This is a genomic window from Croceicoccus estronivorus, from assembly GCF_001625325.1.
Taxonomy (GTDB): Bacteria; Pseudomonadota; Alphaproteobacteria; order Sphingomonadales; family Sphingomonadaceae; genus Caenibius; species Caenibius estronivorus.
Window position 1 is genome coordinate 603,341 of the sequence record NZ_JRQQ01000001.1, and the last position, 15,966, is coordinate 619,306.

Genomic DNA, 15,966 nt, shown 5'->3' on the forward strand with positions numbered 1-15,966 from the left:
TGTTTCACTAACTAAGCGTTGGCGTGCATGAGCTTGTTGCAGGCGCGGAACGCCATGGTCAGCGCCGGACCGAGCGTGCATCCCGCCCCCGGATATTTGTCCCCCATGATGGAGGCAGAGCTGTTGCCGGCGGCGAACAGGCCGGGAATGATCTCCCCCGCGTCGTCCAGCACCTGCGCATCGTCATCGATGACCAGGCCGCCCTTGGTACCAATGTCACCGGGATAGAGCGGCGTGCCGTAAAACGGCGCCTTCTCAATCGGGCCCAGGCATGGATTTGGACCGACCCTGGCATCGCCATACTGCCGATCGTGTTCGTCACTGCCTCTGCCGAATTGCTCGTCCACGCCAGTCTCGGCATAGCGGGCCATCTCCGCCGCCGTGGCCTCGAGGCCATCGGGGTCGATACCGAGCTGAGACGCGAGAGAGCGCAAGGAGGACGCCTTGCGCAGAAAGCCTTCGGGCCCGAAGGCATCCCTGTTCATCCAGTCCGGCGACATGTTCGATTGGAGCAAGCCCCCGAACATATAGTTCTCTCGATAAGTGCGGTCGAAAATGACGAACGCGGGCACCCGATCACGGATGCTGTAGTCCTCACCATAGATGCACTTGCCATAGGAATTGTAAGTGATGGATTCGTTCATGAAACGGCGGCCATTGCGATCGACGATGAGGAATCCCGGCTTCGACTTCTCGAAGAACAGGACCACACTGCGTTCGCCCCACCTGACCACAGGGGCCCACCACGCTTCGTTCATGAGGCCCGTTGCGGCGCCGATCTCTTTGCCTGCGGCAATCAGGTCGCCAGTGTTGCCGGGGCTTCCCGCCGACCAGTCAGCCGAAGTGGGCGCGGCAATATTTGCCGACCGCATGATTGAGCTGCGTTCAAAGCCACCTGCCGCGATTATCACCCCGCGGCGAGCCCCGATGTGCTGATGCCGCCCGACCGCATCTTCGATAACGACTCCGGCCACACGCTTGCCTTCCCGGATCAGTCCCTTGACCGGGGCATTCAACCGGAAATCCACACCACGCTTGCGCAGCGCGAGCAGCAGACGGCCGACCAGAGCTTCACCCATGCACAGGCGGCGATCACGGCTGCCCTTTAATCTGCCGCCGATGTCCGCTGCATAGCGGGCTACGGCTCTCAGCGCGATCTTCTGCCACCCCTTAGCGACAGCCTGGATCTTCGACACCTCGGTAATCGACAGGTTGATCCGCCCGAATGCCTTCGAGGCAGGCGGCATCTCGCGAAGCCTGCCGAGATCGTCCCCAAGCTCGCGACCGTCGAGCGGCGCACAATCCATTGTCCGGCCACCCGGCTTCCATCCGGGAGCGGAAGGGTAATAATCCGGATATTTCTTCACCGGGCGATAAGGCACGCCGATCTGCCCGAGATATGCGATCATCGCCGGTGCCGTTCGGATATAGGTCCGGATCGTATCGTCGCCGATCTGATCGCCGGGGATCACTCCCCTTAGATAGGCATACGCATCTTCTTCGCTGTCTGTAACACCGGCTTCGGCGATCCACGGATTGTTCGGCACCCAGATTCCCCCGCCGGAAGTGGCCGAGTTACCTCCGATGCGGTCCGTCTTTTCCAGCACGAGCACACGCGCGCCAAGATCCGTGGCCCGGCAGGCAGCCAGAAGCGCCGCCGCACCGGATCCGACCACGATCACATCATAAGCCAAATCCCCCCCGGACCCGGCGGATTGCATTGCCTGAGGCGTGGACGGAGGCTTATTCATATATCGGGCCCCGACCGCTGCCGGCACCACGCCCGTTCGGGCGACCTGGCGCCATCCAATCGGCGCAGCGATGCCGCAAACCTGTAATATGCGTTGCCCGGTTCTTCATCATCGTCTCCCGTGCACACTGCCCGTCTGCTTGCCCCGGCCGCAAACCGTAGCGTCAGTGTTTGTGTCCCGCAGTTTACCGGGCCTTGCACGAAAATCTGACTATGGCGTGAGAAGGTTCACCTCAAACTCGCATTTAGTCGCCAATGACTCCCGCAAACTCGTCTTTCGCGCTCGAATGCGAGTTTCTGTTGAGCCTCTTTCGACAACATAATCTCGAAATGGCGCAAAGCTGCGTGCCCGGCCCCGATTGCGCATTGCGCGATCTCAAGGGCCCTCGGGCGAGGCAGCCTGAGGGCAAAATGCACCGGATCAGACAGACCTGGACCGCATGAACGCGCGGTTCCCGGCAGGATCAGGATGGATGGGAGGCAGAGCAATTCAATTCGAAACGCTCCGATATGAAGTCACCGACGGCGTCGCTCTGATTACGCTGGACAGGCCCGCAAGGCTGAATTCGATCAACAGCGTGATGAGCCGCGAGTTGCCCATACTGTGGCGCGGCTTTGAACACGACGAATCCGCCATTGTCGCGATTGTTACCGGCGCGGGAGACAAGGCTTTCTGCACCGGGGCCGATCTCAGGGATCTGCCGGAAATGATCACCGATGCGGCGGGCACCTCCCTGCCTGAATCAGTGCGCTGGTCGCCATTGCAGAACCGGGTCTGGAAGCCGGTTATCTGTGCCGTAAACGGTCTCGCCATGGGCGGCGGCCTGCACTTCGTGGCCGAATGCGACGTGGTAATCGCCAGCGACACTGCCGAATTTTCCGACCCCCATGTCAGTGTCGGGCTGGTTTCCGCCCTGGAAACCATCGCTCTGGCCCGGCGCATTCCCATCGGCGCTGTCCTGCGCATGGCGCTGGGAGGTCGCGGGGAGAAAATTTCTGCGCATCGGGCCCATGCCATCGGGATGCTGGATGAATTGTCGCCCCCCGATGAACTGATGAACCACGCCTATGCCCTGGCAGAGCGAATGCGGCGAAATTCGCCCAGCGCCATGGCCCGGACCAAACGAGCAATCTGGAGTTCGAAAGAGGCTGGCCTGGGCGAAGCCACGACGCGCGCGTGGGACACGATGAATGTCCACAACCGTTCGCACGACTTTTTCGAAGGGGTCCGCGCCTTCGGCGAGGGCCGCGATGCGCGATGGTCCCCGTATCATCCGGACACCGAATCCTAAGCAAAAATCAGCATATTTTCCAATGGAATACGACGCGAATGAACACGATCCGATTTGACGACATTGCAACGCTGGAGGCGCTGGTCTCCGATGAATATGGGCCTTGGAGCAAAGAGCGGCTGGTTACGCAGGACGACATCACCGCCTTTGGCGAACTGACCGACGATATGCAGTGGATCCATGTCGATCCTGAACGTGCGGCTGTCGAAAGCCCGCTGGGTTGCACGATTGCTCATGGCTTCCTCGTGCTCTCGTTTCTTTCCGCGCTGCGGAAGTCGGACGGGATCGCAATTGTCGGGCACGGCAATGCCCTGAACTACGGAATAGACCGGCTTCGGTTTGTCCGCCCGGTTCCCGTCGGATCGCGCATCCATTGCCGTACCCGGATCGAAAACGTGCTCGTCAAGGATGGCGCCACGATGATTGACTTCGGCGTCGCGGTTCACGTGGTCGGACAGGACAAGCCCTGCCTCGTGTTCTCGTGGAAGCTGCTTTACCGCCCCTGACCCCGCGAAGGAGCCCGACATGATCGAAGGCATGCCTCTGCCGGCAACCGATGACCCGCTCGACCGGGAGTTCTGGAGCAAGGCACGCGATGGGAAGCTGGTCGTGCAAGCCTGTGGCGACTGCGGAACATCGCGGTTTCCACCGCGCCCGATGTGCCCGCATTGCCAATCCGAGAACGTGACCTGGCGCGACGATCCCGGCACTGCCACCATCTGGTCGTTCGCGACCCCTCGCCCACCGCTGCTGCCGGCTTTCGAAGCGATCACACCCTACATCACAGTAATCGGCGCGCTCGATTCCGATCCCATGATCCGCATCGCCGGCATGGCGGTGACAGGAGCGGACGACGCGTTCACCGGCCTTACCGCGGAAGACGTCGAGATCGGACAGCCTCTCACGATCCATTTCCAGACCGTGTCACCAGACTGCGCCCTGCCCGTCTGGCGGCTTGGCCCACGTATCTGAAAAGAGGAAATCAACTTGACCAGCGCTGCAACAGCATCGGCTCTCGCCCTGGAAGATTACGCACTGGAGGATCGCTATCGCAAGCAATCCGGCCAGGTCTATCTCTCGGGATCGCAGGCGCTTGTCCGCCTGCCTCTGATGCAACGCGAGCGGGACCTCGCCAGCGGCCTGAATACCGCCGGGTTCATCTCGGGTTACACGGGTTCACCCCTCGGCGGATATGACACGACGCTGAAGGCGGCACAGCGCGAGCTGGACGAACATCACATCGTCTTCCAGCCCGGCATCAACGAGGAGCTGGGCGCGACCGCAGTATGGGGATCGCAGCAGACCGACCTCATGGGCGGGGCGCTCTATGACGGGGTATTCGCCCTGTGGTATGGCAAAGGGCCGGGCGTCGACCGCGCCGGAGACGCGCTGAAGCATGGCAATTATTCCGGCTCATCCCGGCACGGGGGCGTGCTCGTACTCACGGGCGACGATCATGGGGCGAAATCGTCCACCATTGCCCACCAGAGCGACCATGCCCTGATCCATTTCGGAATGCCCTATTTCAATCCCGCCACAGTGCAGGACTATCTCGACTACGGCCTCTACGGCTTCGCATTGTCTCGCTATTCCGGCTGCTGGATCGGCATGAAGTGCGTGACCGATACGATCGAGAGTTCGGCATCGGTCAACGTCTCACCGGATCAGGCACCGATCGTCATTCCGGAAACGGAAAGCGGCAAGGAAGGGGACCTTGCGCTCCATGCGCGGTGGGGCATCCACCCGGTTCAGGCAGAACAACGCCACTACCAGCAACGCATTCCCCGAGTGAAGGCCTTCATCAAGGCCAACCGCCTCAATCGGCCTGTCATTCATCAGGACCACGGCGCACTGGGCATTGTGACGACCGGCAAGGCCCACCTGGATCTGATGCAGGCGCTGGAAGAACTCGGCCTCGACGAGGACGCGTGCAAACTCCACGGGATCGGTGTCTTCAAGGTTGCCATGCCCTGGCCGCTGGAGCCCGACCTCATCGCGGAATTCGTCCGGTGCTATGACCGCATTCTGGTTGTCGAGGAAAAGCGGCCGATCATCGAACAGCAACTGGCAAGCCTGTTCGTCAACGATCCCACCTCCCCGATTCTGACCGGCAAGATGGACGAAAGCGGCGCGCCGCTGATTTCGTCCGAAGCGGAACTGAACGCCACGGTCCTGTCGCAAGTCATCGCAACCACTCTGTCCCGGCAGGGTGTGAACATCGCCCCGCCCTGCCACGGCAAGCCGAACACTGCCTCTGGCGGCAGTCTGGTGCGAATGCCCAGCTTCTGCGCGGGATGCCCCCACAACACCTCGACCAAGGTGCCCGAAGGCAGCGTCGCATTCGGCGGTATCGGCTGCCATGGCATGGCCACATTCCTGCCAGAGCGCAACACACCAACATTGTTCCAGATGGGCGGTGAAGGCGCCGCATGGATCGGGCTGTCGCCTTTCACCGAAAAACAGCACATGTTCCAGAATCTTGGCGACGGAACGTATTTTCATTCGGGCCTTCTGGCCATTCGCGCGGCGGTGGCGGGCAAGGTCAACATCACATACAAGATCCTCGTCAACGACGCGATCGCCATGACCGGCGGTCAGACCATCGAAGGCAATGTCCGGGTTGACGATCTGACCCGGCAGGTCGCTTCCGAAGGCGTGCGCCGGATCGCACTGGTCAGCGACAACATCGAGAAATATCGCTCCGGCTACGACTTTGCGCCGGGGGTAACGCTCCACCATCGCGACGATCTCAACGCCGTACAACGGGAACTGCGCGAGATCGAAGGCGTATCGGCGATCATCTACGAACAATACTGCGCAACCGAACTGCGGCGGCGGCGCAAACGTGGCATGGCAGACGACCCCGACCGGCGCGTGTTCATCAATCCAAGGGTCTGTGAAGGATGCGGCGATTGCGGCGTCCAGTCGAATTGCATCGCCATCGAACCGGTCGAAACGCCATTCGGACGCAAGCGGCGCATCAACCAGTCGGCCTGCAACAAGGATTTTTCCTGCACCAAAGGCTATTGCCCCAGTTTCGTGACCGTTCACGGCGGTACCCCCCGCAACCGCAGCCGGGGGAAAGGCGCCACCCTGCCCGCCGAAGCGGCACGGCTGGCTGCGGACCTGCCCCCACCGCAACAAGCGCCTCTCAATGCTCCTTTCAGCCTGCTTGTCACCGGCATTGGCGGGGCAGGCGTGGTTACGGTCGGCGCACTGCTCGGCATGGCAGCACATCTGGAAGGCAAGGGATGTTCAGTGCTCGATGTAGCCGGCCTCGCCCAGCGCAACGGCCCGGTCACCAGCCACGTGCGCATTGCGAACCGGCCGGAGGAACTCCACGCCACGCGCATCGTCACGGCGGATCTCCTGCTGGGTTGTGACATCGTGGTCAGTTCCGGGCAGGAAGCCGTGTCCAAGCTGGACTCACAACGCAGCCGGGTGGTGGTCAATACCCGTGTCGCCCCCACTTCCGCCTTTGCCAGCAATCCGGATCTCAATCTGACCCCCGACGGAATGATCGCGTCGATGCAGGACATCGTCGGCCATGAACGCGGCGCGTTCGTCGATGCAGGCAGGCTGGCCTACGCACTGCTCGGAAACGAGATCGCCGCCAATCTCTTCCTCCTCGGCTATGCCATCCAGAAAGGCTGGATGCCGATTAGCCTCGATGCCGTCCTGAAGGCAGTGGAACTGAACGGCGTCAGCGTCGACATGAACAAGGCCGCGCTCACCTGGGGACGGATCGCGGCAAACGATCCCCATACCGTGGAACGTTTCGCCTTCGCAGACCAGGCTAAGCAGCCTGCAAGATCAGAAACGGCGAACGAACTGGCGGATCGCCTCACCAGTGAACTGACCGCGTACCAGAACGCCAGCTATGCGCAGAAATATCGGGAATTGGTGGATAGTGCGGAAAAGGCCGATCTCCGCTTCCCTAAACGGGAACAGGCACTGACCGGTGCCGTCGCGCGGTATTACTACAAACTGATGGCCTACAAGGACGAATATGAAGTTGCCCGGCTGTACGCCGATGACAGCTTCAGACGCGCTCTGGAGGAGGAGTTCGAGGGCGATCTGACGCTCGAGTTCCACATGGCGCCCCCCAAATTGCAGAAACGCGATCCGGAGACCGGCCGCTATCGCAAGCGTACTTTCGGTCCGCGCACCATGCTGCTCTACAAGGTTCTCGCAAAACTCAAGGTTCTGCGCGGCACGCCGTTCGACATCTTCGGCCATAACGCACATCGCAAGCTGGAGCGCCAGCTGATCGACGATTACGCCGCGCTGATGCGCGATGTTCTCCTCCGGACCGACGCGGACAACTATGACCTGGCCGTTCAAATAGCCTCGTGGCCGGAACTGATCCGCGGCTACGACACAGTGAAGGACGAACATCTCGCACGCGCGAGGGAGCATCTGGCCAGTCTGCTGGAGAGTTTCTTCTCCCCTGCCCCGCAGCCGATGGCTCTGGAAGCCGCAGAATGATCGCACCGATTGCGCCAAACTCACTCCAAGGCATCTGAACATGTTCAAGGACAAGACCGCCATTGTCGGAATTGGCGAAACCACGTTCGCCAAGAATCTGGAAGAATCCGAATTTCAGCTTGCCTGCCGTGCGATCAAGGCCGCGCTCGACGACGCCGGGATCGCCCCGGGCGAAGTCGATGCGCTGTCCTGCTACACTTATGAGGAGACGCCCGAATTCGAAGTCGCCCGCAGCGTCGGCATGGGGGATGTCCATTACCTGTCGCAATCGCCTCACGGCGGAGGCGCGGGTTGCGGTGCGATCGGCCATCTCGCACTTTCCATTGCCGCCGGCATCGCCAACGTCGGCGTAGTCTGGCGTTCGCGCAAACGCGGATCGCCCACAAAGCGGCTCTGGGCAGGTGTGAACAGCGTTGTCACCGATCACTGGAAATGGACACGCCCGCAGGGGCTGGTCCGTCCGGTGGACGAAGTGGCCGTGCTGACCCGCCGCTACATGCACGAATACGGATTGAAACGGGAAGAGCTGGCCGAAGTCGCCCTGGCGATGCGCAAATTTGCCCGAAACAACCCCAAGGCACTGATGCACGCGCGGGCACTGACGCTCGATCAGTACATGGAAGCGCGGATGATTTCCGACCCCTTGTGCCTGTTCGATAATTGCCTGGAAAGCGACGGGGCCATTGCATTGGTGCTCACGCGAAGCGACCGCGCCACCGACTGCGCGAAACCGCCCGTCTATATCCATGCCTTCTCACAGGGCATGACGGCCCAGCATCAGTTGATGACCGATTATCACAGTGCCGATCCTCTGCGCAGTTCCTCCTGGGCCTGCGCGGAAAACCTCTGGCGTCAGTCAGACATCGGTCCCGCCGATATCGACGTGGCGCAGCTGTACGACGCATTCGCTCCGCTCGTGCTGTTCAGCCTCGAAGCCTATGGCTTTTGCGGCCGGGGAGAAGCCGGCGCCTTTGCCGCGGAAGGCAACTTGCGCGCGGGCGGGAAACTGCCGGTCAACACATCGGGCGGCAGCCTGTCGGAAATCTATCTGCACGGCATGAACCTCGCCACAGAAGCGGTCAAACAGCTGCGCGGCGACGCGTTGACCCAGATCGAAGGCGCGAGCACGTGCCTGGTCACTTCATGCGACACGACACCCAACGGCGCGCTGGTTCTGCGCAATTGAGAGCCCGCCATCAGCAAATAACAAATCAATACGAGTTAATGTTGAGCAGCATTGGGATGTAGGGCTGCGAACACGCAAGCCACCGCACGAGGAACAAGTGTCGGCGGGCAAGGACACACTGATATTGGGATCGGGGGAACATACGTGGGCGCCGCACAATTCCTGCCTATAGAACGCACGATATTTTCTGAAGAGCATGAGATTTTCCGGGCATCCGTCCGCCGGTTCATGCGCGATGCCGTCATTCCCAATCTCGATAAATGGAACAAGCAGTGCCATCCCGACCGCGAGGTCTGGCTGGAGGCCGGCAAACAAGGCCTGCTGTGCGTCACCACCCCGACGGAGTACGGCGGCGCTGGCGCCGACCGGAAATACAGCGCCGTGCTTATCGAGGAACAGCAGCGCGCCAACGCCGCCGGGCCGGGCTTTGTAATGCATTCCGAAATTGTCGCCGGATATATCGAGCGGTTCGGCACCGAAGAGCAGAAGCAGGCCTGGTTGCCGAAAATGGCGCGCGGCGAAGTCATCGGCTCTCTTGCGATGACCGAACCCCGCGGAGGATCCGACTTGCGCGCGATCTCTACCCGCGCCAATCCGGTCGGCGACGAATACGTCATCAACGGCGCCAAGACCTTCATCACCAATGGTTATGTCACCGATCTTATCGTTCTCGCCGCGAAAACGGAAATGGGTGACGGATCGAGCGCGCTATCCCTGTTCCTGGTCGAAGCCGACCGTGAAGGGGTGAGCAAGAGCGCGCCGCTGGACAAGGTCGGGCAGAAGGCGCAGGACGCGGCGGAACTGTTTTTCGACGACGTCCGCATTCCGAAGACCAGCCTGCTCGGCAAGGAAGGCGAAGGGCTGCGTTACCTCATGCAGGAACTGGCCTGGGAACGGCTGATGATTGCCATTCGCGCAGTTGCGGGATGCGAAATCGCGCTGGAAAACACCGTCGATTACACCAAGTCGCGCAACGCGTTCGGCCAGAGCCTGATGGATTTCCAGAACACCAAGTTCAAGCTGGCCGAATGCAAGACCAAGACCCAGATTGCCCGCGTCTATATCGACCAGTGCATCGAACTGGCGGCGGAAGGCAAACTCAACGCAGAAGCCTCCGCCATGGCCAAGTGGTGGTGCACCGAACTGCAAAACCGCGTGCTGGATGAATGCGTCCAGTTGCACGGCGGTTATGGCTATATGCTCGAATATCCGGTCGCACGAGCATGGACCGACGCACGCGCACAGATGATCTATGGCGGCACCAACGAGATCATGAAGGAAATCATTTCGAGGAGCTTCTGACCATGTCAGGCGCTCGAAGCTTGCCGGACCGGATTCCGGAAAATCCGCTGCCCCGCCGCTCATCCGGTCTCTAGCCGATGCCCACCGCACTCACCGTCAGCGAAGTTCCCGCTCTGTTGCAGCCGGGAATGACAGTGTTCGTCCAGGGGAGCATTGGCCAGCCGCAGGGATTGATGCAGGCGCTGTACAATGCATCCAGCCAGCTTGGCGGCCTGCGCTTCATTACCCCGCTGACACCGGGAATGAACCATTTCGCAATCGGGCAAGGCCGCGAACCGAGTACCTGCGTCACCTTTTTCGACTACAAGGAACTTCGCAGCTCCTGGCAGGCAGGTCCGATCGAATTCGTTCCGAGGCATTACAGCGCCATCGAGCCATTGCTCGGCCGGATCGACATCGGCCTGATACAACTCAGCCCACCTGACGCTGACGGCATGTGCAGCACCGGGCTAAGCGCGGATTTCGTGCCGGATATCGTTGGCCGCTGTGATGTCGTGATTGCCGAATTGAATGCGGCGATGCCTCCGGTGGCCGGTGGGCCAAGGGTTTCGCTGGAACAGATCGACTATGCCGTCGCCGTCGATTATCCCCTGCCCACAGTCGCAGATCCGGTGGCAAATGCCGTCACAGACAAGATCGCCCGCAACGCGGCCGCGCTCATACGCGATGGCGACACCTTGCAATTCGGTGTGGGCCGGTTGCCACAGCTGGTTGTTGGGTCCCTCGGGCACCTGAACGATCTCGGGCTCCACAGTGGCCTGATCTCCCCGGTCATCCAGCCGCTGATAGAGGGCGGCGCGATGACTGGCGCGCGCAAGTCGATCGACCAGGGGTTGCATGTCACCGGCGCGGTCTGCGGCGATGCAGCGTTTTATGACTGGATCGCGCAACGCCCCGATTTCGCATTCCGGCCTGTCTCGTACACACACGATTGCCGCACGCTGGCCGATCTGGATAATCTGGTTGCCATCAATTCCGTGCTGGAGGTCGATCTGTTCGGTCAAGCCAATGCCGAAACCGCAGGGGGGCGGCAGATCAGCGGCAGCGGCGGGCTGGTCGATTTCGTCCGGGGCGCGCACCTGTCACGAGGGGGGCGGGCGATCATATGCCTGCAGTCGACCAGCGGCGGCGGCAAGCGATCGAATATCGTAAACCGGCTCAATGGTGTGGTGACAATCTGCCGCACCGATCTGGACATCGTCGTGACGGAACACGGGGTGGCAGAGCTGGCCGACAAGTCGGTCGAACAGCGGGCCGAAGCCCTGATCGGTGTGGCTGCGCCGGAGTTTCGCAATCAGCTGGCAGAGCAGTGGCGCGCGCACCAACAGGCATGAGCCACCGCTGCCAAGCCAGAGCCCGCTCAATCAAGCGTTGAACGCTGCCCCACCGTCAATCCTGAGCCCTTCACCCGATACGTAGCGAGCCGCGTCGGATGCGAGGAACACCGCCACCGGGCCGATGTCGTCCGGCTCACCCAGGCGGCCAAGAGGGATCTTCCTCTTCCAATGCGCGACATACTGCTCATCCGCCATGTGCGCCTCGGACAACGGCGTAACGATCGCCCCCGGCTGGAGAAAGTTCGCGCAAATCCCGTACTGCCCCAGATCCATTGCCATGGCCTTGGTCATGCCAGCGACGGCGTGCTTGGAAGTCACATATGCGATGATGGAGGGGCTTGCGATCTCGGACATGATCGAGCCTGTGTTGATGATCCGTCCGCTGCCGCTCTGCTTCAAAAAGGGCACGGCTGCGCGCGTCAGCCGGAACACGGCATCGACGTTGAGCGCCATGACCCGGCTCCACATTTCATCAGATGTCGTCTCGACATCGCCAGCCGGCGAAATGCCTGCATTGTTGACCAGGATATCGATCCCGCCGAGCATGTTCCGTGCTGCCTCCACGACACGCGCTGGGGCGTCGGCCAATGTCACATCAACCGCCAATCGAGCCACACCGTTTTCGACGACATTGCTGGTCTCCCACTGCCCGGACGGCAAATCGACCGCGAGAACCGTGGCGCCTTCCCTGACGAACGCTTCCAGAATGCCTCGGCCAATGCCGCTGGCTGCTCCTGTGATGACTGCCTTGCGCCCGCCAAGGGCACCTGTGACCTGCTGCATGGCTCGCTCTCTCCTCAACTCGGCCAGGCCCAATTCGCCGCGACCGTTGTTGCGGCACATCTAGACCGCCGGGATGCGGGGAATAATTCGCGAAGCGCTCGCTTTTCCTAACATTCGCCATTGATCCGTCCGCCGGTCCGCAAGCGAACCCGGCCCTATACGAGTTTTATGTGAGCACCCTTGTTTCCTAGCAGACAGGCACAGCTCGCCGTCGAAGGGCGCGACAACGGCTGTTCGCATCCGTTGAAACGCCTCGGCCGGTCGATCCCAAATGACGTTGCCGAACAGGGCGCCACGGAGAAGCCATTGACCAACACAGGTATCACCTCGATCGCGGGTTACCTCCCGCGATTGCGCGTTGCCCGCCGGGTGATCGCAGACGCCAACAAGTGGGCCAACCCGGCCCTGGCCGCGATGGCCAAAGGCCACCGTACAAGCTGCACTCCCGATGAAGACAGCCTGACCATGGCAGTGGAGGCCAGCCGCAGCTGTCTCGCCGCCGGGTCCGGCGCAGCACCGGCAGTGGTGCAGTTCGCCAGCACGACAGCGCCGTTTGCCGACCGGGCCAATGCCGTGCTGCTGAGCGAGGCTTTGACACTTCCAGCCCAAATTCGTTGTGCCGATTTCGGCGGCTTTCTCGGCGCTGGAATGACCGCGCTCATCGACGCCTTGTCCAGCGGGCAGCCGACCCTGACAGTCGCCGCCGACAGGCGCAGCGCGAAACCCGCTTCCGCGCTGGAAATGACGCTCGGCCACGGCGCGGCAGCCGTGGCCACCGGGACGCAGGGGCTGATTGCCCAGCTGGTCGCTACTCATGCAACGGCAACAGATTTCGTGGACCACTATCGCGCCGCAGGGGCCGAAATCGATTATTCGCTCGAAGAGCGCTGGGTCAGGGACGAAGGGCAGATGAAGATCCTGCCCTCTGCCATCCTGGCCCTGCTGGAACAGGCCGGCTGCACACCCGGCGATATCGATCACGTGGTTCTGTCCGGCATCGGGCAGGCTGCCGCTCGCAATATCGCCAAGGTCTGTGGCATTGCACCGGAACGTCTGGTCGATCCGCTGGATGCAGGTTGCGGTAATACCGGGACGGCCCACGGGCTGCTGATGCTGAGCCATGCGCTCGAGCAGGCATCGCCGGGGAAGAAGATCCTGGTCGCGAATTTCGCGCAGGGCACCCAGTGCATCCTGCTGGAAACCACAGATGCCATTGCCGACTGGGCAGCCGCCAATCCGGTGGCCGCCCAACTGGAAAACGGATGCGAGGATGGGAATTACACCCGTTTTCTGGCGTTCAACGATCAGCTGGAGATCGATTGGGGCATCCGTGCCGAGCGTGACAATCGTACCGCTCTTTCCGCGTTCAACCGCCACCGCAAAACCATAACCGGGTTCATCGGCGGGAAGTGCACCGCATGCGGCACCAGGCAGTTTCCCAAGGGCCCGGCATGCGTAAACCCGGATTGCCGCAGCTTCGGCACGCTGGAGGACGAACCGTTTCGCGACAAGATCGGGCGGGTCAAATCGTTCACCGAGGATTGGCTGGCAATCTCTCCCAATCCGCCGCTGATGTACGGCAACGTCGCCTTCGACGACGGCGGCGTAATCATGATGGAATTTACCGATTTCGAACCCGGCGAGCTGGCCGTGGGCACACCGGTCCGCTTCGTGTTTCGCATCAAGGACAAGGATCCGAAACGCAGGTTCCATCGCTACTTCTGGAAAGCGGCCCCGGTAAACTCAGCGGAGGCGGGATAAATGGCCAAGGGCATTCGAGACAAAGTCGTCATTCTCGGTATGGGATGTTCGCAGTTTGGCGAGCGATGGGATTGCAGCGCGGAAGACCTGCTGGCGGAATCGTTCCTTGAGGCGATCGGCGATGCGGGGATCGATCGCGATCAGATCGAGGCCGCGTGGTTTGGCCTGTCCATGGACGAACAGAACCTGGGCAAATCGGGCCTCTCTGCCTCGCAAAGCCTGCGCCTGCCGAACATCCCCGTCACGCGCGTCGAAAACCTTTGCGCCACCGGTTCGGAGGCATTGCGCGGCGCGGTCTATGCCGTCGCTTCCGGCGCGGTGGACATCGCCATGGCCATCGGGGTCGAGAAGCTGAAGGATACCGGCTACGGCGGCCTGCCGGAACGCAGCAAGGGGACGTTCAACGAACTGTGGCAACCCAGCGCGACCGCGCCAGGGTCCTTCGCCCAGTTCGCCAGCGCCTATACGGCGCGCCACGGAATCGAGATGGACACGCTCAAGGAAGCGATGGCCCACGTCTCGTGGAAAAGCCACGAGAACGGATCGAAGAACCCCAAGGCCCATCTCCAGCGCCGGATATCCAAAGAGGCGATCCTGAATGCGCCCATGGTCGCCTATCCGCTGGGCCTGTTCGATTGCTGCGGCGTCAGTGACGGATCGGCCTGTGCCATCATCACCACGCCGGAAGTCGCGCGCCGTCTGGGGAGGACGGGCGACCTCGTCAGCGTGAAGGCCGTGCAGCTGGCTGTCAGCAACGGTTCGGAAATGTCCCATGATTCATGGGACGGCAGCTATGCCCGCACAACCCGCATTGCAGCCGAACGCGCATACCGCGAGGCGGGGATTACCGATCCGCTCAAGCAGCTCGACCTGGTCGAAGTGCATGACTGCTTCTCGATAACGGAACTGGTCACAATGGAAGACCTTGGCCTGTCCAAGCCTGGAGAAGGTTTCCGGGACGTTCTGGCGGGCAAGTTCGATGCCGATGGCGAAGTTGCCTGCAACATCGACGGCGGACTCAAATGCTTCGGCCATCCGATCGGGGCATCAGGCCTGCGCATGGTCTATGAATGCTATCAGCAATTGCTGAACCGTGCAGGCGACCGCCAGTTGAACCGGCCGACCCATGCGCTGACGCACAATCTCGGCGGATTTCCGAATTTCAATGTGTGCAGTGTCTCGGTTCTCGGCCTGCTCGACACCTGACCGGCCTTCCCGCCCCAAACTCAACGCAAACAAGGTTCAAACGTGGAAAATCCAGCATCCCTCGACCGCAAGGTCATCATCATTACCGGCGCTGCGCAAGGTATCGGCAAGGCTCTTGCCGACCAGTGCCTGCTGATGGGCGCCCGTGTCGCGGCAGTCGACATCAACGAGGCGGCTCTGGCCGACAGCTTCGGCAGTTGCGACGCCGGAAGGGTGAAGACCTTTGCCGGTGACATCACTGACGAAGCATTCGTCGCCAGTGTGGTCGAAGATACCGCGAAGACGCTCGGCGATGTGAATGGCCTGATGAACAACGCCGGCATCGTACGCGCGGCAATGGCCGCCGAAATGTCCCGCGAGCAATGGCAATCGGTCATCCATGTCAACCTGACCGGCGCCTTCACCTGTCTTCAGGCTGTCGGACGTTTCCTGATAGAAAAGGCGAAGAACGGCGATTCCAATCCCGGTTCGATCGTCAATGTCTCTTCAGACGCGGGCCGTCGCGGCACTTTTGGCCAGATCAACTACGGTGCGGCCAAGTCCGGCGTTCTCGGCCTGACGATGAGCGCAGCACGCGAATGGGGCCGTTACAACATCAACGTCAACAGCGTATGTTATGGGCTGGTCGAAACCGCGATGACGGAGACCATCCGTCAGGACAAGTTTCGCGACCGTTATCTGGACTCCATCCCGCTTCGCCGCTTTTCCTCGCCCGAGGATGTCGCGCCCGCGACCTGCTTCCTTCTGTCAGATGCAGCGGCCTACATCACCGGCCAGCACCTCGGCATAGATGGCGGGTTTCACATCACTGCTTGAGGGGCGCACCGGGGGATCAACATCCCCCGGTATTTGCGTGGCATC

General features: G+C 61.4%; 12 protein-coding genes. 10 read left to right on the top strand and 2 right to left on the bottom strand.

Annotation, left to right across the window (positions count from 1 at the left end; genetic code table 11):
* Window positions 1-11: 11 nt before the first annotated feature.
* Entirely contained in the window at window positions 12-1,751 is a 1,740-nt protein-coding gene (locus MB02_RS02970) for an FAD-binding protein (RefSeq protein ID WP_156495388.1), read from the bottom strand.
* A gap of 472 nt (window positions 1,752-2,223) precedes the next feature.
* Here MB02_RS02970 and MB02_RS02975 point away from each other — a divergent pair, with 472 nt between their 5' ends.
* From MB02_RS02975 to MB02_RS03005, 7 genes are all read left to right on the top strand, one after another.
* Window positions 2,224-3,042, top strand: a complete 819-nt coding sequence (locus tag MB02_RS02975) for an enoyl-CoA hydratase/isomerase family protein (protein WP_067532396.1) — start codon at window positions 2,224-2,226, stop codon at window positions 3,040-3,042.
* 38 nt (window positions 3,043-3,080) lie between these two features.
* Window positions 3,081-3,548: a MaoC/PaaZ C-terminal domain-containing protein gene (locus tag MB02_RS02980; RefSeq protein ID WP_067532048.1), complete on the top strand. Its 468-nt coding sequence runs from the start codon at window positions 3,081-3,083 to the stop codon at window positions 3,546-3,548.
* Between the two features lie 19 nt (window positions 3,549-3,567).
* Entirely contained in the window at window positions 3,568-4,014 is a 447-nt protein-coding gene (locus MB02_RS02985) for a Zn-ribbon domain-containing OB-fold protein (RefSeq protein ID WP_067532050.1), read from the top strand.
* A 15-nt stretch (window positions 4,015-4,029) separates the two neighbouring features.
* Window positions 4,030-7,530 (top strand): indolepyruvate ferredoxin oxidoreductase family protein, encoded by a 3,501-nt coding sequence (locus tag MB02_RS02990; protein WP_067532052.1) that lies wholly within the window; start codon window positions 4,030-4,032, stop codon window positions 7,528-7,530.
* A 40-nt stretch (window positions 7,531-7,570) separates the two neighbouring features.
* Entirely contained in the window at window positions 7,571-8,716 is a 1,146-nt protein-coding gene (locus MB02_RS02995) for a thiolase C-terminal domain-containing protein (protein ID WP_067532054.1), read from the top strand.
* Window positions 8,717-8,860: 144 nt separating this feature from the next.
* Window positions 8,861-10,018 (top strand): acyl-CoA dehydrogenase family protein, encoded by a 1,158-nt coding sequence (locus MB02_RS03000; protein ID WP_067532056.1) that lies wholly within the window; start codon window positions 8,861-8,863, stop codon window positions 10,016-10,018.
* Window positions 10,019-10,095: 77 nt separating this feature from the next.
* Entirely contained in the window at window positions 10,096-11,352 is a 1,257-nt protein-coding gene (locus MB02_RS03005) for an acetyl-CoA hydrolase/transferase family protein (RefSeq protein ID WP_067532058.1), read from the top strand.
* Window positions 11,353-11,382: 30 nt separating this feature from the next.
* On the opposite strand, the gene MB02_RS03010 is transcribed toward MB02_RS03005, so the two are convergent.
* Entirely contained in the window at window positions 11,383-12,138 is a 756-nt protein-coding gene (locus tag MB02_RS03010; protein ID WP_067532060.1) for an SDR family NAD(P)-dependent oxidoreductase, read from the bottom strand.
* A 180-nt stretch (window positions 12,139-12,318) separates the two neighbouring features.
* Here MB02_RS03010 and MB02_RS03015 point away from each other — a divergent pair, with 180 nt between their 5' ends.
* From MB02_RS03015 to MB02_RS03025, 3 genes are read left to right on the top strand one after another with little or no spacing between them, the layout of a single operon-like run.
* Window positions 12,319-13,899: a 3-oxoacyl-[acyl-carrier-protein] synthase III C-terminal domain-containing protein gene (locus MB02_RS03015; protein ID WP_235829404.1), complete on the top strand. Its 1,581-nt coding sequence runs from the start codon at window positions 12,319-12,321 to the stop codon at window positions 13,897-13,899.
* Window positions 13,900-15,105, top strand: a complete 1,206-nt coding sequence (locus MB02_RS03020; protein ID WP_067532062.1) for an acetyl-CoA acetyltransferase — start codon at window positions 13,900-13,902, stop codon at window positions 15,103-15,105.
* A gap of 42 nt (window positions 15,106-15,147) precedes the next feature.
* Entirely contained in the window at window positions 15,148-15,921 is a 774-nt protein-coding gene (locus MB02_RS03025) for an SDR family NAD(P)-dependent oxidoreductase (RefSeq protein WP_067532064.1), read from the top strand.
* Window positions 15,922-15,966: the final 45 nt, after the last annotated feature.

Bases quoted from the DNA above. Each gene is read 5' to 3' on its own strand.
- MB02_RS02970 (WP_156495388.1), bottom strand. From the start codon at position 1,751: ATGAATAAGCCTCCGTCCACGCCTCAGGCAATGCAATCCGCCGGGTCC.
- MB02_RS02975 (WP_067532396.1), top strand. From the start codon at position 2,224: ATGGGAGGCAGAGCAATTCAATTCGAAACGCTCCGATATGAAGTCACC.
- MB02_RS02980 (WP_067532048.1), top strand. From the start codon at position 3,081: ATGAACACGATCCGATTTGACGACATTGCAACGCTGGAGGCGCTGGTC.
- MB02_RS02985 (WP_067532050.1), top strand. From the start codon at position 3,568: ATGATCGAAGGCATGCCTCTGCCGGCAACCGATGACCCGCTCGACCGG.
- MB02_RS02995 (WP_067532054.1), top strand. From the start codon at position 7,571: ATGTTCAAGGACAAGACCGCCATTGTCGGAATTGGCGAAACCACGTTC.
- MB02_RS03005 (WP_067532058.1), top strand. From the start codon at position 10,096: ATGCCCACCGCACTCACCGTCAGCGAAGTTCCCGCTCTGTTGCAGCCG.
- MB02_RS03010 (WP_067532060.1), bottom strand. From the start codon at position 12,138: ATGCAGCAGGTCACAGGTGCCCTTGGCGGGCGCAAGGCAGTCATCACA.
- MB02_RS03020 (WP_067532062.1), top strand. From the start codon at position 13,900: ATGGCCAAGGGCATTCGAGACAAAGTCGTCATTCTCGGTATGGGATGT.